This window comes from Actinoplanes cyaneus (assembly GCF_016862095.1).
GTDB lineage: Bacteria > Actinomycetota > Actinomycetes > Mycobacteriales > Micromonosporaceae > Actinoplanes > Actinoplanes cyaneus.
In genome coordinates this window covers 132,697-157,074 of sequence record NZ_BOMH01000045.1, presented here as the reverse complement: position 1 = coordinate 157,074, position 24,378 = coordinate 132,697, and the positions used below count along the sequence as shown (strand labels likewise).

Genomic DNA, 24,378 nt, shown 5'->3' with positions numbered 1-24,378 from the left:
CACGGCCCGTGGCGATCTGGAGAAGGATCACCATGACTGATGCCGTGACGGCAGAAGATCTGCGAAAGACCTATCCCGGCGGGGTGCGGGCCCTCGACGGGCTCACCCTCACCGTCCGCGCCGGCGAGGTGTTCGGCCTGCTCGGGCCGAACGGCGCTGGCAAGTCCAGCACCGTCAAGATCCTGACGACGCTGGCGCGTCCCGACTCCGGCCGGGCCACCGTCGCCGGCCACGACGTGCTGCGGCACCCCGATCGGGTGCGCCGCGAGATCGGCGTCGTCCCGCAGCGCTCCGCGCTGGACCCGGCGGCGAGCGGTCGCGACAATCTCACGCTGCAGGCCAGGATCTTCGGCGTACGGGGTCGTCGCCGCGTCGACGAGCTGCTGGAACGCTTCGACCTGGCCGGCGCCGCGAACCGCGCGGTCCGTGGCTGGTCGGGCGGTATGCAGCGCCGCCTCGACGTTGCGCTCGCCCTGGTCCACAAGCCGGGCGTGCTCTTCCTCGACGAGCCGACGACCGGGCTCGACCCGGAGGGCCGCGCCCAGATGTGGACCGAGATCGGCCGGCTCGCCGCCGACGAGTCGATCGCCATCCTGCTGACCACCCACTACCTCGACGAGGCGGACCGGCTCGCCGCCCGGCTCGCCATCGTGGACGGCGGGCGGATCGTCGCCGAGGGCACCCCGGCGCAGCTCAAAGGGGAGTTGCGGGGTGACGCCGTACACCTGGAGCTGCGTCAGCCACCGGACGAGCCGCAGGCGCGGCAGGCAATCTCGCACGTCGCGGGCCTGCGGGACGTCGCCCTCGACGGGCGGACGCTGAGCGCCCGTGCCGACGACGGCGCGGCCGCCGTGCCCGCCGCTCTGGCCGCCCTGGAGTCGGCCGGCATCCGCGTCGCGACGGTGACCGTCGCCCGCCCGTCGCTCGACGACGTCTATCTCCGCCACGCGGGACGGCGGTTCGCGTCATGACCACGCTCGTCACGCACACCTGGTGGATGACGAACCGGCGACTGAAGGTGCTGGTCAAGCAGCCCGCGTTCGTCCTCATCCTGCTGATCCAGCCGGCGATCTGGCTGTTCCTGTTCGGCAACCTGTTCCGCAAGGTCGTCGAGTTGCCCGGCTTCGGCGGCGGCTCCTACCTGGACTACATCATCCCCGGCGTCGTCGCGATGACAGCGGTCTCGTCGAACATGTGGTCCGGCATGGGAGTGCTCGAAGAGATCGAGCGCGGCACCCTGAACCGCCTGCTCACCACCCCGGTGGCGCGCGGCGCGATCATGAATTCGCTGGTCCTGGAGCAGGCGCTGTCCACGGCCGTCCAGGTCGGCGCGATCATCCTGCTCGGTCTGCTCGCCGGTGCGTCGTACCCGGGCGGCGCGGTCGGCCTGATCGTCATGCTCCTGGCCGCGCTGCTGCTCGGCACGATCTTCAGCGCCTTGTCGAACACGGTCGGCATGCTGGCCCGCCAGCGCGAGACGATCATCGGGATCAACACGCTGCTGCTGCTCCCGCTGACGTTCCTGTCGTCCGCGTTCATGGCGTCGACCCTGATGCCGGCATGGATGCGCCGGATCGCCGAGTTCAACCCGGTCAACTGGTCCCTCGACGCCGCCCGCGCCGCCATGCGATCAGAACCGGACTGGGGCGTCGTCGCGAGCCGCGGCGGCTGGCTGCTGATCCTGGCGGTGGTGATGCTGGTGCTCTCGACGCGCACGTTCCGCGCGTACCAGAAATCGGTTTAAGAGCTCAGAATCAAGAGCTTCATGTCCCCTCTCCGCTGTGGTCCGGATCGTCGCTCCCGCGGGGACCCTTCCGGGCCGAGCAGGGCGCTGGCGCGCCCAGAACGCTCAGCCCGCAAGGGCGATCTCCGTGGATGGGCACGGTCAGACCGAAACCCCGACCCCAGCCGACCGCCCCGGCTCGGCTCGGGCCGCCGAAGTCCGGCCGGTTCACTCCGACAGCAGAACCGCGGCATTCAGTTGGCTGACCCCCGCGATCGAATAGGCGATCAGCATGCCGGCCAGCGGGAAGAATCCGACGTCGTCCGGCACGCGGTAGAACGCGAAGAATGCGGTGAAAACGGTCGACACCACCAGGACAAGCCCGACCACGGCGATGGCGACCGCGGCGATCCGTATCGCGCGCCGCCCGGTGCGCCGAGTGGTCAGCACGAGCAGGAACACGCCGGCCAGCACCACCACGACCGCACCGGCCAGGGTCAGGAGACCGGCGTGCTCCGCCACCGCGTGCGTCTCGTACAACTCCCGCCGCATCGCCAGCAGAAGCCGGACGAGCAGGGCGAACGCCGCCACGCCGAGCACCACCGCCAGCCCGGACAGCACCACGGGCGCCACCGGCGGCGAAGCATCCGGCATCGGAGCATCCGGCGCCGGGGCTTCGGGCACCACGTCGTCCGGAGGGACGTCCGACTCCTGGAACAGCGAATCCGGCATGCCTCCGTTCATATCGCCCCGTGTCCACCGCCGAGCGGCGCTGATCACCGCGCGGTTCGCTCGGGTCTGGGCCACGCCGCGGCCCCGGGGTGATCCGCCGGACAGACCCTAAAGGCGGGGAGCCGCTGCCCGATGATGCGGCAGTCCTGGACCGCAACGGGAAACGGAGACCCGCGCCGATGACGATCCCCGCGCAGCCTGCCGGCTGGTACGCAGACCCGAGCGGCCTGCCCGCGACCCGCTGGTGGGACGGGCAGCAGTGGACCGACCACCTTCAGCCCGGTGCGGCCGTGCTGCCGCCGACGGCCGGGCTGGGTGGCTACTTCCCGCAGGTGGCGCCGTCCGGGCCGCTCGTGCCCGGGGCGCACACCGTGGTCCCTTCCGATCCGGAGTCGGCGCCGCTCTTCGCCACCCGGTCGACCGGCGCCACCGGCGGCCTCGCGGGTGACCGGAGCGGAGGCGGACCCGCGGGTGACCGGAGCGGAGGCGGACCCGCGGGCGAGCGGCGCGGTGGCGGGGTTGCCGGGGGTGGGTATCCGGGTGGGCGCGACGGCAGCTCGGGTGGCGCGCTGCCGGCGCCGGCCGCGGAACAGATCAGCTACGCCATGCCGCCGGTCGACGGTGGGTCGATGCCCTCGGCGGTGTCCCTGACGAACGATCATCCGGCGTTGTCCGCTGCCGACGCGTTGTCGGCCTTCGGGAACAGCGCGTCGCCGGAGCCGGACAGGCGCCCGGGCGCCCGCCACGCCACCGGCCTGCTCACCCACCCCCTGCTCCTGGCCAGCCTCGCCGCCGTGATCCTGGCCGCCCTGGTCGTCTACTCGTTGCTGCTGCGCTGACCACGGGAGACCGCGACGCGCGCACCCCGCCCCAGCAATGCCTCGCCGTCGCGGTGACCGGCTGGCGCTCACGGCTCCCGCCGGGCCGGAAATCAGCCGTGAGTGCCAGCCGGGGCCGTGACAGGTGCAAGGAGGATGACAGTCGGGCGGGAATTGAAAACTGTCCTGATTGGGTACTGGACGGCCAACGACGGAAGTGGCCGACAGTGACCGATCATGGACGGAACGCCGCGGCCAGCCACGGCGGCCGGTAACGTGGCGATCTCACTGCCGGCCCGGCGTCCCCGGGAGGTCCACGATGGCCGAACACGCGGCGGAACAACGCCGGAACTGGCTGATCGCGCTGGGCGCGGCGGCCGTGCTGTTGATCCTGCTCGCCCTGACCCTGTCCTTCTGCGACAACACGGCCGGCGACGACAACACCGCCGCGCTGCCCGGGACGACGGCGTCGGCGGAGACGCTGCCGCCGGTCGACGGGCCGGCCTCGCCGGGCACGCTGTCGCCGGGAACGCTGTCACCGAAGACGACCGTGACCCCGACCGGCAACGGCGGCCAGGGGGTTGACCCGGCCGCGACCACGCCGCTGGCGACCAAGTCGTCGCCCGGCAAGAAGGCGAGCACGAAGCCGACCCCGGCCGGCGGGGTGGACGCGGGCGGGGGCAGCGGGCTCACCGGGCGGCGGGTGTCGCTCCTCGTGGCGGGCGTGTTCCTGCTGGTGGCGGCGCTGATCACCGCACGGTTCGCGGTCGGTCGCACGGCGCGCGACTGACGGCCGTACGCGCAGATGTCCTTGATGACACGGCGGAGCCCGCGCCGCGCCGGGCTGCCGGGGCCGGAGCGGAGCTGGCGGGGTTTCCGGATCCGGAATCCGCGGGCGGCGGCGTTCTCGGCGGTCCTGGCCGTCCTCGGCTCGACGATCACCGTGATGGGCCTGCTCACCGACGACGCGCTGCCGCCTCCGGCACTCGAGGCCGCGGCGCCCGAGACACCCGAGACAGCGGCGCTGACGTGGGATAACGTCCCCGCGCCGAGCCCGAGCACCAGCACCAGCACCAGCACGAGGCAGCCCGCGAGGCCGGGCAAACCGCCGGCGCGGCTCGACATTCCGGCGATCGGCGTGCACACCGCCGTGACCTCGATCGGCCTGCGTCCGGACGGCACCCTGGACACGCCGCCGCTGCGGTCCGACGCCCCGGCCGGGTGGTATCGGGGTTCGGCGACGCCCGGCGCGCCCGGCCCGGCGATCATTGTCGGTCACGTCGACACGGCCAGGGACGGCCCGGCGGTCTTCTTCCGGCTGCGGGAGCTCAAGCCCGGCGACGAGATCGAGGTGCGCGGCGACAGCCGGACCGTCGTCACGTTCAAGGTCACGAAGGTCGCGAGTTACCTGAAGAAGGCCTTCCCCAGCGAGGCGGTCTACGGGCCGACGCCCGGGCCGGCGCTGCGGCTGATCACCTGCGGCGGCTCGTTCGACCGCGACCGTGGCAGCTATCGGAGCAACATCGTGGTCTTCGCGACGGCCCTACCATAGCGCCCGCGAGAGAGCGCTCTCGGTACCGGTTCCGTCTCGGACGGGCATCGAAGTTCCGGAACCTGGGCGGCTTGCCCGCATTGGCGGGGGTACGCGCTGAGAGCGCTCTTGACATGGAGGGCAGCCGATTGCTTCGGTGACGTGGATCATTGCGATCTTGTTTCGGAAGGGGCTCCTTCGCATGACGACTTCTCCCCGGCGCACCGCTGCGCGCCGGACCACCGCCGGAGCGTTCGCGCTCGGCCTAGTCCTCACGGCGGTGACGGCGCAGGCGACGCCGGCCGCCGCGCATCCCAAGACCAACTCGCCCGATCTGGGCGCCAACGTGACCGTCTTCGACCCGAGCCAGCCGGTCAGCGAGATCCAGGCAACCCTGGACGCCGTGAACGCCAAGCAGGTCGACAACGAGATGGGCACCGACCGGTACGCGTTCCTGTTCAAACCGGGCACCTACGGCACCGCCGAGCACCCGCTGCAGATCAAGGTCGGGTACTACACCGAGCTCGCCGGCCTGGGTGCCAACCCGGGTGACGTCGTCATCAACGGCAAGGTCGAGGTCTACAACCGCTGCCTGGAGAACGGTGGCACCAGCAACTGCCTGGCGCTGGTCAACTTCTGGCGGACCGTGGGCAACCTGACCGTCAACATCAACGGCGCGGGGCAGGACGACTGCCGGAAGACGGCCAACTTCTGGGGCGTCTCGCAGGCGGTCTCGCTGCGCCGCACCCAGTTCACCGGCGGCACACTGTCGCTGATGGACTACTGCACCGCCGGTCCGCAGTACGCCTCCGGCGGCTTCATCGCCGACAGCAAACTGCCGGCCACCACCAACGGCTCGCAGCAGCAGTGGCTCACCCGCAACAGCGAGGTCGCGAGCTGGTCGAACGGCGTGTGGAACCAGGTCTTCTCCGGGGTCGTCGGCGCTCCCGACGACTCGGCGTTCCCGAACCCGCCGTACACGACTCTCGACAAGACCCCGGTCAGCCGGGAGAAGCCGTACCTGTTCGTCGACGCCAAGGGCAAGTACCAGGTCCACGTCGCCGCCGCGCAGCGCAACACGTCCGGCGTCACCTGGGACTCCCCGGGCCGGAACATCCCGCTGAGCGACTTCTACGTCGCCAAGCCGGGTGACTCCGCCGCGAAGATCAACCTGGCCGCGACGCTCGGCAAGAACATCCTGTTCACGCCGGGGGTCTACAACATCGACCGCAGCATCGACGTGTGGCGGCCGAACACCGTGGTGCTGGGCCTGGGTCACGCGACGCTGACCGCGGTCAAGGGCTCCACCCCGCTGCAGATCGAGGACGTCCCCGGCGTCGTCGTCGCCGGCCTCACCATCGACGCCGGCACGCAGAAGTCGTCAGCGCTGCTGCGCGTCGGCCGGAGCCACGGGCACGGCTTCACCCAGCCGAACAACCCGACCACGCTGCAGGACGTGTACTTCCGCGTCGGCGGCCCGCACGTCGGCAAGACCACGACCGCGCTCGAGGTCAACAGCGACGACGTGCTCATCGACCACACCTGGGTGTGGCGCGCCGACCACGGCGTCGAGGGCTTCACCGGCGGCGACACCGAGCGGTGGAAGACCAACATCGGCACGTACGGCGCGATCATCAACGGTGACGACGTGACCGCGACCGGCCTGTTCGTCGAGCACTTCCAGAAGTACAACACCATCTGGAACGGCAACGGCGGCACGACCGTGCTCTACCAGAACGAGCTGCCCTACGACCCGCCGACGCAGGCCGACTGGATGAACGGCAAGGTCGAGGGTTACGCGGGTTACAAGGTCGGGGACAAGGTCAAGACCCACCAGCTGTACGGGGCGGGCGTCTACGTCTTCAACCAGAACAACCCGTCGATCCACACCGAGAACGGCTTCGAGGTCCCGCAGAAGCCGGGCGTCCAGCTGCACCACATCATGACGGTGAACCTGAGCGCCGGCGTGATCGACCACGTCGTCAACGGCGTGGGCGACACGGCCGACACCACGAAGGTCGGCGTGCCGGTCTACGTGAACCAGTACCCGGCCGTACCGTGATCGCGTTGTGAGAGCCGCGGCGGTCACCCTTTCCGGAGGGTGACCGCCGTGTTACTTTTCGGCCGGGCTTTGGGTATTCGGACGTGATGACCACCACCACCGAACCCTCGCTCAACCGGGTGATCGGGCCGGGACTCCTGCTGCTCTTCGTGATCGGCGACATCCTCGGCACCGGCGTCTACGCGCTGACCGGGAAAGTCGCCAACCAGGTCGGCGGGGCGGTCTGGCTGCCGTTCCTGCTGGCGTTCGTGGTCGCGCTGCTGACCGCGTTCAGCTACCTCGAACTGGTGACCAAGTACCCGCGGGCGGCCGGCGCCGCGCTCTACACGCACAAGGCGTTCGGCCTGCACTTCCTGACGTTCATGGTGGCCTTCGCCGTGATGTGCTCCGGGCTGACCTCGGCCTCCAGCGCGGCCAAGGCGTTCGCCGGGAACTTCGGCTCGGCCCTGCACGCCGACGTGCCCACCACCCTGGTCGCGCTCGGGTTCATGCTCCTGGTCGCGCTGGTCAACTTCCGTGGCGTCGGCGAGAGCGTCAAGGCCAACGTGGTGCTGACCTGCGTCGAACTGACCGGGCTGCTGATCGTGATCGTGATCGGGGCGCTGGCACTCACCGGCGGCAAGGGCGACCTCTCCCGGCTCGGGGACTTCAACACGCAGCCCGGGGACAGCGTGATCCTGTCCGTGACCGCCGGGACGGCGCTCGCCTTCTTCGCCATGGTCGGCTTCGAGGACTCGGTGAACATGGCCGAGGAGACCCGCGACCCGTCGCGTACGTTCCCGAAGGTGATGCTGACCGGGATCTGCCTGACCGGAGTGATCTACGTGCTGGTGGCGATCTCCTCGGTCGCGCTGGTGTCGCCGGCCGCGCTGGGCGAGGGCGAGACCCCGCTGCTCAAGGTCGTGCAGGCCGGGGCGCCCGGGTTCCCGATCTCGGTGTTCGCGTGGATCACCATGTTCGCCGTGGCCAACAGCGCGCTGATCAACATGATGATGGCGAGCCGGCTGCTGTACGGGATGGCGAACGAGGGCGTGCTGCCGCGCATTCTCGGACGGGTGCACGCGTCACGGCGTACCCCCTGGGTGGGGATCGTCTTCACGACGCTGATCGCCTTCGGGCTGATCTGGTTCGCCGACCTGACCGCGCTCGGCGGGACCACCGCGCTGCTGCTGCTCTGCGTGTTCACCGTGGTCAACGTGGCGGTGCTGGTGCTGCGGCGCGACCGGGTCACGCACCGCCACTTCCGGGCGCCGACGGTGATCCCGGTGCTCGGGGCTCTGGCCTGCGCGTTCCTGGCCAGCCCGCTGAGTGGACGGGCCGCCACCGACTATCGGGTCGCCGGGATCCTGCTGGTGATCGGGGTGGTGCTGTGGGCGATCACCTACGCGGTGCACCGCAGGACGGAGCACCCTGCTCGTGGTCACTGAAGGTGATGTGCGAAGCTGCCCGCTACCACATGCACCCTCATCTCCAGCCCGGAGGCCGATATGGCAGAAATTCTCTCCCTTGTGGCCGGGCTCGTGATCGGTCTGATAGCCGGATGGTTCATTCGTGGTCGCCGCGGTGGGGCTGAGGCTCCCGCGGTGACCGCACCGGCTGCTGCCAGCGAGACCGCCCGATCCACCACTACACCTACGCCTGCGTCCTCCGCGGTCGCTACGCCTGCGTCCTCCCCGGTCGCGGAGTCCACCGAGTCGACGGCCGTCATCGAGGCGGCGCCGGTCGTGGCCGAGCCCGTCGCTCCGGTTACTCCTGCCGCTCCTGCCGTCTCCTCGGACGACGCGGTCACCGAGCCGGTCCCGGCCTCCTCGGCGTCCTCCTCCCCCGCTTCTTCCGCTTCGCCCGCTTCCTCCGCTTCCTCCGCTTCCTTCGACGACGACGTCACCGAGCCGGTCGCCGCCTCCGCTTCGTCCGACGACCACGTCACCGAGCCGGTCGCTGCTGAGCCGGTCGCCGAGACGGTCGTCATCGAGACCGCCGAGACGACCACGATCATCGAGCCGGTCGCCGACGAGGCTGGTCCGGTGGACGAGCCGGCCGCTGAGCCCAGCGTTGCCGAGCCCGTTGCCGAGCCCGTCGCTGTTGCCGAGCCCGTCGCCGCGCCGGAGCCCGTCGCCGCCGCCGAGCCGGTCACCGCGCCCGAGCCCTTCACCGCGCCCGAACCTGTCGCCGCCGCCGAGCCGGTCACCCCCGCGGCCGAGCCCGTCCCGGTCGGTCAGGAGTTCATCGACGAGCCGGTCTCGGAGGAAGCCGAGGAGGCGTCCCCGATCGTCGAGCCCATCACGGTCGACGACATCGTTCCCGCCCCGGTCCACGAGCCGGACGACCTCACCAAGATCCCCGGCATCGGCCCGAAGGTCGCGATGGCGCTGGCCGCGGCCGGGATCACCACGTACGCGAAACTCGCCGAGACCGACGCGCTCGAGCTCAAGCAGGCCATCGCCGCGGCCGGCATGCGTGGCTCGGCGAGCCTGGTCTCCTGGCCCGCCAAGGCCCGCGAACTGGCCGGCGCCGCAGGCTGACCGGATGGGTCCGGCCTCCTCCGGGTGGCCGGACCCTTCGTTGTTGCCCAGCTCACGCGAACTTGACCCCGAAGAAGTAGCAAGTCAGGAGCGCCCCCGCCGATGTGAGGGGCTGTCCGGTTGCCAGCAAGTTTCTTCAGGAGGTCTCGATGACCACGATCACCGCCACCGCGTCGTCGTCCGACAGCCACGCCGCCTGGGCTCGGCTCCAGAACTCCCGCCGCCAGCTGGCCCAGGATCTGATCCCGGTCCAGGCGGACGCGCGGACGATCACCGCCGACCGGGCCGCCGTCGCCGCCGCCGAGGCCGAGGTCACCCGGATCGCGGGCCTCCGGAACGCCGCCGCCGGCAAGGTCGCCGACATCGCCGTGCAGGCCGAGAGCGCCGCGGTCGCGAAGGAGCGGACGGTCACCGAGACCGAGAAGGAACTCCCCTACGGCCGGGCCCTCGATGTGATGGTCTGACGGATCCCCGACATGCCGGATCCGGTGAAATCGGCACGTCGCCGGGATCCTGCCCGGCAACCCGTCCAAGACCACATCGGACCAGCTAGATCGCCGCACAACGGCCAGAACCCGACAAAGATCAACAACCGAAGGTCACCGCCGGGGAACAGTTCGTAATCTCCCAGGGGTTCCCGCTCGGCCCCGGACGTCGCACCATGGACCAAGGGTGATGCGATGAGCGGGCGACGACTGGCAGTTGTGGTGACGGTCGAACACCACGACGATCCGGTGCTGCGCAGATACGCGGTTCCTTCGGCGGACGTGCGATCCCTCGCCACCGTCGTGGGCGATCCCGGCCTGGGCGGGTTCGAGATGGAATTCCTCCAGGACCCGGAGACCTGGCACGTCTACCAGCGGCTGCAGGCCCTGTGCGACGGCCGGAGCGGTGACGACTGCCTGCTGGTCTACTTCCGCGGCATCCTGCTCACCGGCCCCAGCGGCGGCCTCTACCTGGCCACCCCCGACACCGTCATGCAGCGGCCCGCCGACACCGCGGTCGACGTGACGCGGCTCGACGCGCTGATGCACCGCAGTCTCGCCGGTCAGGTCGTGATCGTCCTCGACGGACGCACCGGCGGCCCGGTCGACGCCGGGGCGTACTTTCCCGCCGCGCGCTCCGCCGAGTCCCGCAGCCGCGTGGTCATCACCGCGGCGGCCCGGCCCGAGCCGCCCACGTTCGCCGGCCTGCTCGCCGACAGCATCCGGGGCGGCGCCGCCGACCGGAACCGCGACGGCTACATCGGCATCGACGAGGTCTTCGAGCACCTGCGGGAACGCGACCCTTCCGTACGTCACTGGGTCTTCGGAACCGGCCGCCAGCCGTACGTCGCCAAGGTCCGCAAGCCCGGCAGCGACCAGATGGGCCTGATCGCCGAACTGGCCGCGGCAGCGTCCGGCGCCGACCTCGACCAGGCCGCCCAGGCCCGCGCCACGCTGAGCCGCATGGCCACCGGCAACGACCGCGTCGCCGCCGCCGCTTCCGCGGCGCTCCGGCGGACCTCCCTGCGACTCACCCCATCCACGATCGATTTCGGCCGCGTTGCTCCAGGAACCCAGCCATTGACGGTACGGGTCCAGATCACCGGCCCGCCGCTGACGGCAGCGTCCACGGTGACCGTGTCGGGGGACGGCCTGCACGCCGAGGTGGAGGGCGACGAGCTGCGGGTTTCGTGGCTCCCTGCCGCGGGTCGGCTCGCCGGTTCCGTCAGCATCACGGGGCCGGCCGGGTCCGCCCAGCTCGCCGTCGCGGGCGAGGTGTCCGCCGAATCCTCTTCGCCGCCGGCCACTCCAGTACCCGGCCCGGACCGCACTCCACCGCCGACCACCCCAGTAGCGTCAACCCCGTCGGATCCGCCGGCGCCTCCGGCCCAGCTTCCGACTCCACCCGGGCGGCCGCTCACCGTGCCTGGCCAGCCCTTTTCCGTGCCGGCACCGCCCGGTCAGGCCCTCACACCGCCAGGCCAACCACTCACGCCTCCAGGCCAACCACTCACGCCGCCGGGCCAACCACTCACGCCTCCAGGCCAACCACTCACGCCGCCGGGCTCGTCCTTCACATTGCCAGGGCAACCCGTTACGCCGCCGGGCCAGCCCTTCACGCCGCCCAAGCCGCCCGTCGCAGCGCCGAGGCCGCCCGGCGAGCCGCTGGTCCTGCCGACATCCGCCGCGCCCACCGGCCGTCGGCCGAACCTGGAGAACCGGCAACCCACGGCAACACCGGCTGAGGACCCGGCCGACCGCACCGAAGCAACGGCCGTGCAGCGCCAGGACCCAGGCCCGGAGCGGCCCATAAGCCCAGTCCAGCCTTACGCCACGGCCCCAGAGCAGCCCGGGAGCCCGGCCCAGCCCCACGCCCCGCAGCCGGCGGCGTCCGAGCCGGAACCTGCCGCGCAGACGCCGCGCGGCCCCTGGTCAGGCACACCGCATCGCCCGGGCGCCCGGTCGGCTTCCCGATCCGGCGAAACCACCGAGAGCCTTACCCCGCCGACCGGCACCTGGTGGGCACAGTCCCCGGAAGCCGGCCAGCACACCGGCCCGACGCCCACCTCGGTGAGCTCCGCGTGGCCATCCGCCCAGTCGCCCGCTCAAGGACAGCCCGTCCACGACGAACCGCCCACCGTCGACATGGAGAGCACCCAGCACGTCCCCTATCAATCACCTCCCATCGGCGTGGAGACCACACAGCACGTTCGTCATCAACCGCCTGCCGTCGACATGCAGACCACGCAGCACGTCCCGTATCAACCGCCTGTCGTCGACATGGAAACCACCCAGCGCGTCCCCCGACTCCCAGCCGCGATGCCGCTCACCGGCGGTCAGGCTGCGCAGTCCGGCGCACTCGGCCATCCGGACGCCACCGCCGACTTCGAGGCCTCCTCCGCGGATGCTGACGCCTCGTCGCAGGTGACCATGCCCAACCTCGTCCCCCCGCCGCAGGTGGACGAGGGCGCCGGCACGACCGGGCACGAGACCACCCACGCCGCAGCGGAAACCGCCGCGATAAGCCATGAGACCGCCCAGGCCGCAACGGGAACCGGCACGACCAGCCAGGAGACCGCCGGAGCCGCAGCGGGAACCGGCGCGACGGCTATCTGGCCCGGCACGCCGGCGGAGCCGGCCATCACCGCGGACAGTTCCGGCCCGTGGCCTACTTCGCCCAGAGTCCCGGAACCGCGGCGTGCCCCGGAATCCCAGCCGGACCACGATCATCCGGCCACGGCCCAGCAGCCCGAACCCGGATCCTCCTCCCGGGAGGGCACACCGGCCGCGCCCGAACACGTCCCAGCCTGGTCGGACGTGGCCCCGGCCTGGTCGGACGCAGCCTCCGGCGGCCATCGACCCGTCACCGGGAACGGCGGTCCCAGCGACCCTGCCGACGACCTCTCCCCGGCAACCGAACTCACCGAAGCCGATCTTCAGCAGGTCGAACCCGCTTCGCAAGCCGTGAGCCCGCCGCCGTCCTCAGCCGGCACGGCCCCGGACGGCGAGTCCCGCAACGACCCGACGGAACGCTCCGGCGCGGGCACGACCGGGGTAGCGGCCGCTGCAGCAGGGGGCTTCGTCGGGAGCTGGCTGGCCACCTCGTCGCCGAGCCGACCGATGAACCAGAGCTCACCCGGCCCGGCCCGTGACGCCGACGACGACGCACCGGATCACGGCTCCCCGGCCACTCCGATGGCAGCCGCCGAAGCCCGGAGCACGTCACCGTCCGCCAGTTCCTCCACCGGGTCAGGCCCCGCGCAAGTTGGCGGGACTAGCCCATTCGACCAGGCGGAGCCCGGTTTCGGGTGGCAGCCAAGCTCCGCAGGAAGCACTGCCCAGCAGCCAGAATCTCCCACCCCGGCATCAGCCGTCTCGGGCCCGGACTCCCCTGACTCCCCGGAACACCGCCCAGAAGCCGCCACCTCCGGATCCAGGGTCCCGATCCGAAGAGCTCCGGACCAGCAACCGCCGGAGTCCACCCCACCGCCCATCCCGGACGTCACGGAGCAACGCTCGGAGACGGCCGCAACGCCGACGGATCAGCAGGCGACCGACGCCGCGACACCGCGCGCGGGTTTCACGGGGCAGCGGCCGGAAACCGCCGTTCCTCGGGCAAGTTTCGCCCCGCAGTGGCCTGGCGCAGCGACTGCACCGGGCACCGGCCATCCCGGCGACTGGCCGGGTGCTGCCACCTCCGGAGAGTCCTGGCCGGATCAGCCCGGCAGCGGGAACCCGGTTGGCGCCCCGGTGGATCCCTGGGCGGAGGGCGCTGCAGCGGCCGCGGCCGGAGGCTGGCCGCACCCGCTGCAACAGGGCGACGAGGCGACCGTCGCCGGCGCCGACTGGCCGGCCACCGTGAACCCGTTGGCAGGATCGGCGGCCACACCGAGCCCCGCCGGAGCCGGCGACGAGCGCACCTGGCCGGGCAACTTCCACCCCGACGCGCCCATCGCGGGCAGCCGGATCCCCGCCTCGAATGCACCCACCGGCACGAACCAGCCGACCAGCGGTTTCGACAACGCGAACAGGCCCGTCAGTGCGAGCGGGCCAACCACCGGGCGCGGCGACGCGAACAGACCTGTCAGCACAGGCGCACCCGCCGGGCCGGGCAGCGCGAACGGGCCCGTCAGCACAGGCGCACCCAACGGACCGGGTGGCGCGAACGGGCCCGTCAGCACAGGCGCACCCCACTGGCCGAGCGACGCGAACGGGCCCGTCAGCACCGGCGCGCCCACCGGACCGAGCGGTGGGAACGTGCCTGACGCGGTTGGCGGCATCGGTGGCGGGCTCGCGGGTGCGTCGTCCGGGCGGGTCTCGTGGAGCGGCCCGGACGACTGGACCGCCGGGACCGGACTCGCCGGTTCGCCAGGCACTCCCAGCTGGGCAGCGCCGGCCGAGCCGAGCGACTGGCAGCCCAGCAGCGGAAACACCACCTGGCCGACGTCGCCCGCCGGCTGGCCGGCCTCGCCGAGTTGGCAGCAGCCGCCCGGGCCGGGTGCCCCGGGCAGTGTCCAGGATCCGCCGCACGGCAGGCGGCGCCTCAGGGTGGCCGGGATTCTGCTGCTCGCGTTGATCCTCGCGGGCGGTGCTTACCTGGGCATCCGCTGGACCGCCAGCCGCAACGGCCCCGAGCCGACCGCCGCGCCGACGGCGACAGCGACCCAGCAACAACAGCAGCCTCCGCCGTCGGCCGCTCCGGCGAGCCCGTCGGCGCCGCCCGCGGTGGCGAGCCTCGCCGAGCCTGTCGTGACCGACGCGATCAATGGTGTCGGGCGGGAGCCGGAGGGCGTCGCCGTCGCACCGGACAACGCCACCGTCTACGTCGCGGACCAGGGTGCCAAGGCGGTGTTCTTCGTCGACCCGGCGAGCAAGAAGGTCAGCTCGCTCGCGGTGCCGAACACGCCCCGCTTCCTGGCGCTGTCCAAGGACGGCTCGCGGCTTTACGTCTCGATGTTCGAGAACGACTTCAGCGCGAACGGGATGGCGGTGATCGACACCGCGCAACGCACCGTGATCACGTCCGTGAAGACCGGGCCACGGCCGTTCGAGCCGGCAATCGCGCCGGACGGGCGGGTCTGGCTGCCGATCCACAACGGGGCGCGGGTGGAGATCTACGACGCGCAGACGCTGGCGAAACAGCAGCAGATCAGTGTGCCGCCGAACCCCCACTGGATCGACTTCACGCCGGACGGCACGCGGGCGTTCACCTCGGATCACGAGTCCAGCAAGATGTCGGTGATCGACACGACGAGCTTGAAGGTGCTCGCCAACATCTCGGTCGGGCGCTCCCCGCACAGCGTGGCCGTCACGCCGGACGGCAAGACGGTCGTGGTGACGAATTACGACGTCAACACCGTCGAGACCTACGACACCACGACCCTCGAACTGACGCAGCGTTACACGGTGGGCAAGCTGCCGCAGGCGGTGATCGTTTCCGCGGACGGCGTCCACGCCTATGTGGTCAACGAGGGCTCGGACACGTTGTCGGTGCTCGATCTGAAGGAGCGGAAGGTGGCGGCCACGGTCAAGGTCGGCGACAGCCCACGGGTCATCGCGTTGTCCCCGGACGGTCTGCGGCTTTTCGTGACCGCGGGGCGGGACGGGGCGATCACGGTGCTGAAGGCGGCGGAGAGCTGACCGGTACGCTCCGCGGATGCGTCTGCTGACCTTCAACACGCTGTTCACCGGGGATGTCCGGCCACGGCTGGAGGCGCTCGGCCGGATCCTGCGTGATTCCGATGTCGACATCGTCTGTCTCCAGGAGGTCATGTACCGGCGCAACGCGGCGCTGCTCCGGCGGCACTTCCCGCACTCGGCGTGCGCGGGCTCAGTCGTACTGAAAGGGGGTCTTGTCCTTCTGTCTCGTACTCCGATCGATCGGTGGCGTTTCGTGCGATTCCCGCTCGCCGGGCCGGCCCGCCCGGAGTTCCTGATGCGCAAGGGTGCGCTGATCGCGGAACTCGGTGACCTGGTCGTGGTGAACACGCATCTGTCGGCGAACCGCGACGACGACTGGTCGCCGGGCAACCGGTTCACCATCGTCGAACAAGGTGAGCTCGACGTGCTGGCGCGCGAGCTGGCCGCGATCGATCAGAGCCGCCCGGTGGTGGTCGCCGGTGACCTCAACCTGCCCCGGGACACCCGCGTGCTCGCCGATTTCCGGGAGCGCGCCGGACTTGCCGACGCGATGGCTGGGGACAGGCGCCCGACTTATCGCCCGTTGCCGCAGTGGCCGCATCCACCCGCATTCGATCATCTCCTGGTGCGCAACGCCGGAATCGAGCACGCCGATCTGGCCCTGCAGGACGAGGTGACCCTGCCGGACGGGCGGCGTGTGCCCCTATCCGACCACTTCGGAGTGGTCGCGGAAATAGCCCTCTAGAACTGTCTTCCGGCGCAGGATCTAGTTCTGCAGAGGGAGTTCGTGCCACGGAAAGCCTGATAACTTCGCCGCATGGCAACGGAATCCGGCGTCGACCGCACCAGACTCGCTGAGCTCGCCGAGCGTGAGCGGGCCACCTTCGCCGGGCGGCACCCCCGCTCGGCGGCGGCTTACGGGCGCGCCGACCATCTCTTCGGGCGCGTGCCGATGACGTGGATGAACAAGACCGCGGCCGGCTTCCCGGTCTATCTGAGGACGGCCCGCGGCAACCGGCTGACCGACCTCGACGGCAACGAATTCGTCGACTTCTGCCTGGGTGACACCGGGGCGATGGCCGGCCACTCCCCCGCGCCGGTGGTCACCGCGGTCACCCGGCGTCTCGGTGAGCTGGGCGGCGCCACCACGATGCTGCCGACCGAGGATGCCGCTGTGGTCGGCGCCGAGCTGGCGAGTCGCTTCGGGCTGCCGTTCTGGAGTTTCGCGCTGACCGCCACCGACGCCAACCGCTGGGCGATCCGCCTGCTGCGCGCAGTCACCGGGCGGCCGAAGGTGCTGGTCAACAGCTATTGTTACCACGGCTCGGTGGACGAGTCGCTGATCGTCGTCGGGCCCGACGGGCACGGCCGCAGCCGCGAGGGCAACGTCGGCGCGCCGGTTGACGTGACCGCGACGAGCCGGGTCGCCGAGTTCAACGACCTCGCCATGCTGGAGCGCGAGCTGGCGCACGGCGACGTCGCCGCGGTGCTGATGGAGCCGGCGCTGACCAACATCGGCATCGTGCTGCCGGAGCCGGGCTATCTGGCCGGCGTGCGTGAGCTGACCAGGAGATACGGGACCTATCTGATCAACGACGAGACGCACACCTTCTCGGCCGGGCCGGGCGGGGCCACCCGGCTCTGGGATCTGCAGCCCGACGTGCTGACCATCGGCAAGGCGATCGGTGGCGGCGTGCCGGTCGGGGCCTACGGGCTCTCCGCCGAGCTGGCCGACGCGCTGACCGGCCGCGGCGACCTCGACCTGGTCGACATGGGCGGCGTCGGCGGCACGCTCGCCGGGAACCCGGTGTCGATGGCCGCGACCCGCGCCACGCTGGAGGAGGTGCTGACCGAGGGCGCGTTCGCCACGATGATCACCACGGCGACGGCGTTCGCCGAGGGACTTCAGAAGATCATCTCGGCGTACCGGGTTCCGTGGTCCGTCAGTCGCCTCGGCGCCCGTGTGGAGTATCGGTTCGCCGACCCCGCCCCGCGTAACGGCACCGAGTCCGCGGCGAGCGCGGACGCCGAGCTGGAGGACTGCCTCCACGTCTATCTGGCGAATCGCGGGGTGCTGCTGACGCCGTTCCACAACATGGCGCTGATGTGCCCGGAGACTACGCTCGACGATGTTGCCCGCCACCACGAGATCTTCGACGAGGCGCTGGCCGAGCTGACAGCCGGCTAGGCGAGGCCGCGCCGGAGGTCTCGGCGTCGGCGCCGACAACCGCGACCGCGTTGGTCACCCGCTGAGCTGTGTGGCGCGCTGTCCCGCCGAGGAGCCGGCCCGGGCCGCCGTGGGCGCGGGCCCGGGCCGTCGTGCTGTGGCGCCGTGCCGTGCCGTGCCGTGGCACCGGGCCGGCCGGGCCGGGGCGCCGCGCCGGGCGGGCCATGGCACCGGGCCGGGCCGGGACGTGGCACCGCGCCTGGCCGGGATGTGGCGCGCCGTGACACCGCGCCCGGCCGGGCCGTGGCGTCGGACCGGGGCTGGGCCGGGGCCGAGCGTGGCGTCGGGCCGGGGCTGGGCCGGGGCCGAGCGTGGCGTCGGGCCGGGCCGGGCCGGGGTGGGGCGTCGGGCCGGGGCGTGGCGGTCGCCGTGGTGGTGGCGTGTGCCGTGGTGGGGACGTGCAGCCGTGGCGCCGGCGTGTGCTGTGGGTCAGCCGGCGCCGAGGTCGGTCAGGGCACCGTGACCGGCGTGCCCGGCAGCACGATGCGGGTGGTGACGTGCGGCGCGAGGCGGGCGAGTGCGTCGGTGTAGTGGCGGGGGTCCTGGTCGCCCCGGGTGATGATCCGGTCACCGAGCTGTCCGCTGTGGAACGCGTAGTGGTGCGGCAGCGCGACGGCCGGGTTGAGCGCCGCGGTCAGTGCGGCGGCCTGTTCGGCGTCCATGACGACCTGCGCCAGGCCGGCCGGGCGGATGCACAGGCCGTTGACGGGCAGGATGGCGAGGTCGAGCGGGCCGAGGCGGGCGGGGATCTCGTCGAGCTCCGGGACGCGCAGCGAGTCGCCGCCGAAGAAGACGGCGCGCCCGTGGGCCTTGATGACGAAGGTGACCTCGTGGACGCCGTGCTGCCCGGGCGTGGCGGTCACGGTGAGCTCGCCGAGCGTTGCGGACTCCCACGCCTCGATGGTGTGCAGCCGGGTGAAGCCCTTGCTCGCGGCGAGGGCCGTGACGGTGCCCGGGCCGAACACCGGGGTGGCGAGGTCGAAACCACCGGCGACCAGGGCGTCGAGGTTACAGTGGTCGTAGTGCTCGTGGCTGATGACGAGCGCGTCGACACGGCCGAGCGACGCCACGTCGTACGCGAGAGGTTCGCCCTGGTGGTAGGTGGCGCTCTCACTGAACCAGGGGTCGGTGACGATGCGCAGGTCACCGATCTCGATCAGCTGGCAGGCGTGGGCGATGCGGGTGACGGTCAGGGAGGTCTTCATGACGGTTGTCCTTGCTGTGCGGGGCTCTTGCCGGGGGCGGAGGGGTCAGTTGCCGAGGTCGGTGATGGCGCCGAGAAGCTCTTCGGGCGTTTCGAGCTGGGGCAGGTGCCCGCTGCCGGGGAGCACGGTGAAGACGGACATGGGGATGGCGGCGGCGTAGGCCTTGCCGTACTCGGGGGTGACGATGCCGTCGCTCTCGCCCCAGATCACGTGAACCGGGAGGTCGAGGCCGCGGAGCCGCTCCAGCAGAGTGGGGTCGGACATGGCGGGGCCCGCGTAGGACGCCAGCGCGGCGAGGTCGGGGCTCGGGCCGCTTCCGCCGACGGCCGGCGGGCGCGGCGCCTTGGCCGGGTCGTGCCATGACAGCTTGGCGAGCTCGGCCGGTGCGAGGCCGCGGACGCTGGTCATCTGGTGGCCTTCGACCTCGATGCCGATGCCGTCGACGATCACCGCGCCGGAGAGCCGGGGGCTGCCCAGCAGCGCCATCTCGGCGGCGACCCAGCCGCCGAAGCTGTTGCCGATGACGGTGACGTCGGCGAGTTCGAGCCGGTCGAGGAGGGCGATGTAGGTGGCGGCGAGATCGCGGGTCGTCGCCGGCCCGGCCGGGCGGGCCGTGCCTCCGAAGCCGGGGTGGGTGGGAACGATCACCCGGGCGTGGGTCCGTTCGGCGAGCAGGTTGGCGAAGCCTCGCACGGAGGCGACCCCACCGCCGCCGTGCAGCACGAGGAACGGGCGGGTGCGGTCGTGGTCGTCGAGTGTGACCTCGACGTCGCCGAGCGCGACGGTGGTGGTGCGGGCGGGCCGGAGGCTGCCGGCCGGGACGGTGATCTTCATGCTGCTATCCCTTCGTGGACCGGGCCGGTGGTGGCCCGGCCTCATGTAAGGAACCTTAGATCACGTCCCCGATCTTTGCAAGGTTCCTTATATAAGGGACCTGATTCGGGGAAAGCGAGCCCAGGTCAGCGGGGTGGGCGGAACGTGAAGGCGTAGAGCCCACGACGGCCGGCGGCGCAGAGGTCGAGGCCGCCGGGGATCCAGGCGGATTCGTAGAGCGAACCGTCCACCCGCATCGCCGCCACGGGCTGCCACCCCGGCGTCTCGGCCAGGCCGGCGAGGGGCCAGATCCGCAGCTCACCGGACGCGCTCGTCGTCGACAGCCACTGGCCGTCGGCCGAGATCGACCCGTGCGTGACCTCGCCGGCGCCGGGGAACGTGGCGACGGCGAGGGGGCGCAATGACCGTACGTCAAATGTCGCAATGCCGGCGTCGCAGATGAGGGTGAGCTGGTCAGCGGCCCGGTGCATCGCCCGGGTAGGGCCCGGCGGCGACAGCGGCAGCGGGCGGAGGCGGCCCTTCGGGTAGTGCCAGACCGCGACGGCGCCGCTCGCATCGGCGATGATCATGCGGTGCCGGGGCAGGAACGCCGCTGCCCGGATCGGATGTTCGTGCTCACGGCGGTAGACGTCGGGGCCGGTGACCGAGCGGATCTCCAGCGTGCCGGCCTCGTCCCAGCGGGCGAAGAGGTCAGTGGTGACCGCGCAGCCGGCCGCGCCCGGGTGGACGGTGTCGGCCCAGCCGTCGCCGACGTCGCGGAGCAGGGCGGTGCCGGTGGCGGTGGCCGCCACGAGCCAGGTGCCGTCCGGGCCGAAGGCACACGATCGGATCGGATCGGCCCAGGTCCAGACCGGTTTGCTGGTCGCGCCCGACCACAGCCGGACGACGCCGTCCTGCCCGCCGGTCAGCAGCGGCGCCGGCGGGGACGGGGAGACCGCGCAGGTGTTGAGCCAGTCGACCGGACCGCCGACGGTTTCCTGCGCCAACCGGGGCAGGTCCCACACCCGGATCGATCCGTCACTGCCGGTGGTCACCAGCGTCCGCCGGTCGGACGCCACGACGCAGTCGGTGACCCAGCTCGGATGCGCGCGGACGACCGCCACCTCCGTCCCGTACCGGTCGGAGACCCGGACCGTCCCGTCCTCCCCACCGGAGATGATCCGATCGCCGAAGGCCGCCAGCGCGCTCACACACCCCCGGTGCCCGCCGAGGGTCACCGCCGCCTCGTCCCCGCGGAGCGGATGAATCCGCACCTCCCCGTCGATCCCGCCGACCGCCACCCACGTTGCGGCCGGCGCGAACTCGGTGACCCCGGCCTTCCCGCCCGCGACCAGCATCTTCCGCCGGCCGCTGCGCATCTCGTGCCCGGCCACCGCGCCCTCCTCGGTGACCGTGACGACCCGGTCGTCGTCGAGGAACGCGCATCCCACCAGCTTCTCCCCGGCGTGGTGCCCGAGGATCCGCCAGTTCCCGACCGCGTCGAGCACGATCAGCTCCCCGACGGCGCTGACCGCCGCGACCCGATGGCTGGCCGGCGACGCCGCGCACCCGAGGATCTCCCCGGCGGCCGTCCACAGGACGCGTTCCTGGCGGCGCGCGACATCCCAGACCCGTAACGTGGCATCGCTGCCGGCCGACAGCAGGTAGCCACCGTCGAACGTCGCGGCCAGTGCCTTGACCGCCCCCACGTGCCCGGTGAACCGGGCGAGCGCCGTCCCCTCGGTCCCGTCGTGCAGCGTGATCACCCCGGTGTCACCGCCGGCCGCGATCCACTCCATCCCGGGTGCGAGGGCCACGCAGTTGAGCCACCCGGCGTCTCCGGCGATCACCCTGGTCAGGCTGTCCGGCCCGACGTCCGGCAGGGGCCGGCGCGCGACCAGCCCGGCCCGGGTGCGCTGCGCGGCGCCGAGCGCGGCGACGTCGGCGGCGAGTTCGGGCGCTCCGCCCAGGCGCGACAGCAGCACGTCGGTCAGCGCGCCGGCGGGGCTGATCGCGTGCAGCAGGTGGGCGCTGCGCGACAGCCGGGCCCGCAGCGCGCCGGCCCGCGGGTCCGGCATCCGCGCCAGGTCGGCGACCGCGGCCGCGACGCCGGACAGCGGGATCTGCACGGCGAGGCGCCGCAGGTCGGTCACGGCCACGAACAGCTCGTCCCACCAGCGCGCCTCCTGCAGGTGGAACGCCAGGTGGCGCCAGAGATAGCGCTCGGTGACCGGCATCGTCCACCACGGCCCGCCGCTGCGCGGACGCGACACCTCCATCAGCCTGCGGTTCACTTGCGCGATCTCGTGGTCGGGCAGGCGATGGCGGAGGTACGTCCGGAGCACGCCACTCATCCACAGCCCCGCCCTGTCCCGCCGCACGAGGCCGAGGCGGGCGAACGCCGTACGCAGATCCTCTGCTTCCGAGGGTGACGTGCCGCCCGTGCCGGACCACAGGAGGTCGATGATCGGGTCCGGGACCGGCCCGCCCTCCGGGAAGATCGCCAGTTCGAGGAATCGTCGCCGGTCCGCCTCGGGCAGCCGGTCCAGGGCGGCGCTGACCAGCCCGTCCACTGCCCGTTCGCGTTCTCCGGGCACGGTGAGGTCCAGCGCCACCCAGCCGCCCGCGCCGACCTGGTCGATGAGCTGGTGGGCGGCCCCGCCGTGACGCAGCACGCCGTTGGCGAGCGCGGTGAGCAGCGGCCACCGCCCGGTCAGCGCGTGCAGCGCGGTCAGGTCCGGCAGCGGCAGCCCGGGCAGGTCGCGGGTGAGCAGCGCGGTCGCGTCGTCGTGGGTCATCTCGCCGACGTCGATCCGGAGCAGGCCGGGCGGGAGCACGCCGCCGACCCGGGTGGTGATCAGCAGCCGGCAGCCCGCGCCGAGGAACGGGGTGAGCTGGTCCGCGGTCCACACGTCGTCGGCGACCAGCAGGACCGGCGGGCGCAGCGCCAGCTCGGCGGCGAGCCGCTCACCGGCCTGGGCGGGGGTGACGACGCCGGGCGGCTCACCGGTGAGATGCGTGACCAGGTCCGCGATGACGGCGGCGAGCGCCGGGCCGGTGGCCTCCTGCCCGACGGCTGCCCACAGCATCCCGCCGGGGAAGCGCCCGCGCAGGCCGGCGGCGACCTGCCGGGCCAGCGTCGACTTGCCGATGCCGGCGAGCCCGTGCAGCGCGACGTCCCCGGCGAGCAGCCGCTCCCGCACGCGGGTCTGCAGCGCGGTGCGTTCCACCAGGTCGTCGCCGGGGCCGGCGGCCATCCACGGCGCCTCCCGGGGACGCGGGACCGGAGCCGGGGCCGGGGCCGCCGCGGGGTTGCGCAGGCGACCGGCCCATCGCCGCCACCGTAAGCCGTCTGTCACACATGCACCAACGGCGTGGCGACGGGCAGGTCACTGCATCGGGCCGGGTCTCGTGGATGTCCCGGCCGGGCGGATCCGCCGAACCGGCTCTACTTGGTGACCAGGCTCTTCAGGGTGCTGACCAGGGTGTGGTCGCTGACCTCGGCGTAGATCTTCTTGTCCGGGCCGACGAGCACCGAGAACGGGCAGGCGGTCTCGTTGCTGGCCAGCTTCTTGTCGAGCAGTTGTTTGCGGGTCGCGACCTCGAACACGCGCAGCCGCCAGCTCGCCCGGTAGAGGGTGAGCGTGTCGGGGTCCGGCTCGTCGTACTTGCAGGTGCGCAGCTTGGATCCGGCACTGGTCCGGTCCAGGCAGGCGGCGAGCTGCACCTTCGCCGGGCTGTTCGGGCCCCAGGTGTTCTCGGCCGCCTTGCCGGTGCCGATGTCGTCCAGGTAGTAGGTGCGGTTGTTCCAGCGGACCGCGTTCTCGCCGTCCTTGATCAGCAGGGCCACCGGGTGCGGGGCCTTGCCGGCGTGCTTCGGGGCGTCCGGGAAGAAGGCGTTGTCGTCGCAGACCGCGTTCAGGTCGTAGATGTCCTTGGCCGGGCTCGCGGCCGGTTGCGGGCCGGTCGACTCGGGGGCCGGCTCGCCGGTCGGCCGCGCGGACGGGAACGGCAGGCCGGTCGGCCAGCTGAACGGATCCTCCTGGCCGAAACCGCCGTCCGCGCTGGAGGAGTCGTGCTGGTCCTCGGCCATCATGTAGATGCTGCCGGTGCAGAGCAGGCCGATCACCGCGACGGCCGCGACGATCACGCCCGCCAGCAGCCCGCGACGGCCGCGGGGTGGGGCTGCCACGGCCGGGGGCCAGCCGGGCTGGGGGTACTGCGCGTACTGACCGGGGGCCGGGTAAGCGCCGGGCGCCGGATAACCGGGCGGTGGATAGCCGGGCGCCGGATAACCGGGCTGCGGATACGCGTCCGCCGCCGGAGGTGGCTGCGGGAACGGGAAGAGCTGCGCCGGCTGATCGTTCGGCGGCGGAACCGGCGGCGCCCACGCCTCGACGGGTGGCGGCGTAGCGGCCCCCTCGGCCGGGCGCGCCCACTCCGAGGCCGGCGCCGGCGAGGAGGATCCGGGTGCCGGCGGACCGGTGGGCGATGCCGGCGTCGCGGACGTCGGATCCGGAGCCGGTCCGGCCGATGACGACGATGCCGGATCAGGTGATGACGACGCCGGATCAGGCGTGCCGCCGCCTCCGGGTGCTGCCCCCGTGCCGTCCACTGACA

19 protein-coding genes are annotated in these 24,378 nt (G+C 72.1%); 12 read left to right on the top strand and 7 right to left on the bottom strand.

All coding sequences use genetic code 11. The features are described from left to right. Positions 1-32: 32 nt before the first annotated feature. Both Acy02nite_RS30575 and Acy02nite_RS30570 read left to right on the top strand, forming a co-directional pair. Entirely contained in the window at positions 33-971 is a 939-nt protein-coding gene (locus Acy02nite_RS30575) for an ABC transporter ATP-binding protein (protein ID WP_203747443.1), read from the top strand. Further along, positions 968-1,744 (top strand): ABC transporter permease, encoded by a 777-nt coding sequence (locus Acy02nite_RS30570; protein WP_203747428.1) that lies wholly within the window; start codon positions 968-970, stop codon positions 1,742-1,744. The genes Acy02nite_RS30575 and Acy02nite_RS30570 overlap by 4 nt, the downstream gene beginning before the upstream one ends. A 207-nt stretch (positions 1,745-1,951) precedes the next feature. Here Acy02nite_RS30570 and Acy02nite_RS30565 read toward each other — a convergent pair whose 3' ends face one another. Next, on the bottom strand, positions 1,952-2,455 hold the full coding sequence (locus tag Acy02nite_RS30565) for a hypothetical protein (RefSeq protein WP_203747413.1): 504 nt from the start codon (positions 2,453-2,455) through the stop codon (positions 1,952-1,954). Between the two features lie 179 nt (positions 2,456-2,634). Here Acy02nite_RS30565 and Acy02nite_RS46730 point away from each other — a divergent pair, with 179 nt between their 5' ends. The 7 genes from Acy02nite_RS46730 (at position 2,635) to Acy02nite_RS30530 (ending at position 9,852) form a co-directional block, all read left to right on the top strand. Continuing rightward, the gene (locus Acy02nite_RS46730) at positions 2,635-3,294 is read left to right on the top strand and encodes a DUF2510 domain-containing protein (protein ID WP_239175360.1); all 660 of its coding nucleotides are present in this window, start codon (positions 2,635-2,637) and stop codon (positions 3,292-3,294) included. Between the two features lie 298 nt (positions 3,295-3,592). Further along, positions 3,593-4,063 carry a hypothetical protein gene (locus Acy02nite_RS30555; protein WP_203747410.1) on the top strand — a complete coding sequence of 157 codons (471 nt, stop codon included), beginning with the start codon at positions 3,593-3,595 and terminating at the stop codon, positions 4,061-4,063. A 24-nt stretch (positions 4,064-4,087) separates the two neighbouring features. Further along, a complete protein-coding gene (locus Acy02nite_RS30550) occupies positions 4,088-4,825 on the top strand; it encodes a class F sortase (protein ID WP_203747407.1) in 738 nt (245 codons plus the stop codon). Positions 4,826-5,006: 181 nt separating this feature from the next. Next, entirely contained in the window at positions 5,007-6,866 is a 1,860-nt protein-coding gene (locus tag Acy02nite_RS30545) for a pectate lyase-like domain-containing protein (RefSeq protein ID WP_203747405.1), read from the top strand. An 86-nt stretch (positions 6,867-6,952) separates the two neighbouring features. Next, positions 6,953-8,293, top strand: coding sequence for an APC family permease (locus Acy02nite_RS30540; RefSeq protein WP_203747402.1), 1,341 nt, complete (start codon positions 6,953-6,955; stop codon positions 8,291-8,293). 156 nt (positions 8,294-8,449) lie between these two features. After that, positions 8,450-9,388, top strand: coding sequence for a helix-hairpin-helix domain-containing protein (locus tag Acy02nite_RS30535; RefSeq protein WP_203747399.1), 939 nt, complete (start codon positions 8,450-8,452; stop codon positions 9,386-9,388). 149 nt (positions 9,389-9,537) lie between these two features. Beyond that, positions 9,538-9,852 carry a hypothetical protein gene (locus Acy02nite_RS30530; RefSeq protein WP_203747396.1) on the top strand — a complete coding sequence of 105 codons (315 nt, stop codon included), beginning with the start codon at positions 9,538-9,540 and terminating at the stop codon, positions 9,850-9,852. Between the two features lie 135 nt (positions 9,853-9,987). Here the strand turns inward: Acy02nite_RS30530 and Acy02nite_RS30525 are convergent, their stop codons facing one another. Together Acy02nite_RS30525 and Acy02nite_RS30520 are read right to left on the bottom strand one after the other, a co-directional pair. Continuing rightward, entirely contained in the window at positions 9,988-11,031 is a 1,044-nt protein-coding gene (locus Acy02nite_RS30525) for a hypothetical protein (protein ID WP_203747393.1), read from the bottom strand. A 2,558-nt stretch (positions 11,032-13,589) separates the two neighbouring features. After that, on the bottom strand, positions 13,590-14,111 hold the full coding sequence (locus Acy02nite_RS30520; RefSeq protein WP_203747390.1) for a hypothetical protein: 522 nt from the start codon (positions 14,109-14,111) through the stop codon (positions 13,590-13,592). A gap of 19 nt (positions 14,112-14,130) precedes the next feature. Between Acy02nite_RS30520 and Acy02nite_RS30515 the strand changes: the two genes are divergently transcribed. The 3 genes from Acy02nite_RS30515 (at position 14,131) to Acy02nite_RS30505 (ending at position 17,701) form a co-directional block, all read left to right on the top strand. Then, positions 14,131-15,513 carry a YncE family protein gene (locus Acy02nite_RS30515; protein WP_203747387.1) on the top strand — a complete coding sequence of 461 codons (1,383 nt, stop codon included), beginning with the start codon at positions 14,131-14,133 and terminating at the stop codon, positions 15,511-15,513. Between the two features lie 16 nt (positions 15,514-15,529). Next, positions 15,530-16,258, top strand: a complete 729-nt coding sequence (locus tag Acy02nite_RS30510; protein WP_203747383.1) for an endonuclease/exonuclease/phosphatase family protein — start codon at positions 15,530-15,532, stop codon at positions 16,256-16,258. 72 nt (positions 16,259-16,330) lie between these two features. Beyond that, complete coding sequence (locus tag Acy02nite_RS30505) at positions 16,331-17,701, top strand: transaminase (RefSeq protein WP_203747368.1); 1,371 nt, start codon at positions 16,331-16,333, stop codon at positions 17,699-17,701. Positions 17,702-18,189: 488 nt separating this feature from the next. Here the strand turns inward: Acy02nite_RS30505 and Acy02nite_RS30500 are convergent, their stop codons facing one another. The 4 genes from Acy02nite_RS30500 to Acy02nite_RS30485 all read right to left on the bottom strand — a co-directional run bounded on the left by Acy02nite_RS30500 (position 18,190) and on the right by Acy02nite_RS30485 (position 23,950). Then, positions 18,190-18,945, bottom strand: coding sequence for an MBL fold metallo-hydrolase (locus Acy02nite_RS30500; protein WP_203747365.1), 756 nt, complete (start codon positions 18,943-18,945; stop codon positions 18,190-18,192). 45 nt (positions 18,946-18,990) lie between these two features. Continuing rightward, entirely contained in the window at positions 18,991-19,779 is a 789-nt protein-coding gene (locus tag Acy02nite_RS30495; protein WP_203747362.1) for an alpha/beta fold hydrolase, read from the bottom strand. 125 nt (positions 19,780-19,904) lie between these two features. Beyond that, positions 19,905-23,117, bottom strand: coding sequence for an NB-ARC domain-containing protein (locus tag Acy02nite_RS30490; protein WP_203747359.1), 3,213 nt, complete (start codon positions 23,115-23,117; stop codon positions 19,905-19,907). Between the two features lie 89 nt (positions 23,118-23,206). Further along, positions 23,207-23,950 carry a hypothetical protein gene (locus Acy02nite_RS30485; RefSeq protein WP_203747356.1) on the bottom strand — a complete coding sequence of 248 codons (744 nt, stop codon included), beginning with the start codon at positions 23,948-23,950 and terminating at the stop codon, positions 23,207-23,209. Positions 23,951-24,378: the final 428 nt, after the last annotated feature.

Bases quoted from the DNA above. Each gene is read 5' to 3' on its own strand.
- Acy02nite_RS30510 (WP_203747383.1), top strand. From the start codon at position 15,530: ATGCGTCTGCTGACCTTCAACACGCTGTTCACCGGGGATGTCCGGCCA.
- Acy02nite_RS30545 (WP_203747405.1), top strand. From the start codon at position 5,007: ATGACGACTTCTCCCCGGCGCACCGCTGCGCGCCGGACCACCGCCGGA.
- Acy02nite_RS30555 (WP_203747410.1), top strand. From the start codon at position 3,593: ATGGCCGAACACGCGGCGGAACAACGCCGGAACTGGCTGATCGCGCTG.
- Acy02nite_RS30565 (WP_203747413.1), bottom strand. From the start codon at position 2,455: ATGCCGGATTCGCTGTTCCAGGAGTCGGACGTCCCTCCGGACGACGTG.
- Acy02nite_RS30505 (WP_203747368.1), top strand. From the start codon at position 16,331: ATGGCAACGGAATCCGGCGTCGACCGCACCAGACTCGCTGAGCTCGCC.
- Acy02nite_RS30540 (WP_203747402.1), top strand. From the start codon at position 6,953: ATGACCACCACCACCGAACCCTCGCTCAACCGGGTGATCGGGCCGGGA.
- Acy02nite_RS30500 (WP_203747365.1), bottom strand. From the start codon at position 18,945: ATGAAGACCTCCCTGACCGTCACCCGCATCGCCCACGCCTGCCAGCTG.
- Acy02nite_RS30530 (WP_203747396.1), top strand. From the start codon at position 9,538: ATGACCACGATCACCGCCACCGCGTCGTCGTCCGACAGCCACGCCGCC.
- Acy02nite_RS30550 (WP_203747407.1), top strand. From the start codon at position 4,088: ATGACACGGCGGAGCCCGCGCCGCGCCGGGCTGCCGGGGCCGGAGCGG.
- Acy02nite_RS46730 (WP_239175360.1), top strand. From the start codon at position 2,635: ATGACGATCCCCGCGCAGCCTGCCGGCTGGTACGCAGACCCGAGCGGC.
- Acy02nite_RS30495 (WP_203747362.1), bottom strand. From the start codon at position 19,779: ATGAAGATCACCGTCCCGGCCGGCAGCCTCCGGCCCGCCCGCACCACC.
- Acy02nite_RS30575 (WP_203747443.1), top strand. From the start codon at position 33: ATGACTGATGCCGTGACGGCAGAAGATCTGCGAAAGACCTATCCCGGC.
- Acy02nite_RS30570 (WP_203747428.1), top strand. From the start codon at position 968: ATGACCACGCTCGTCACGCACACCTGGTGGATGACGAACCGGCGACTG.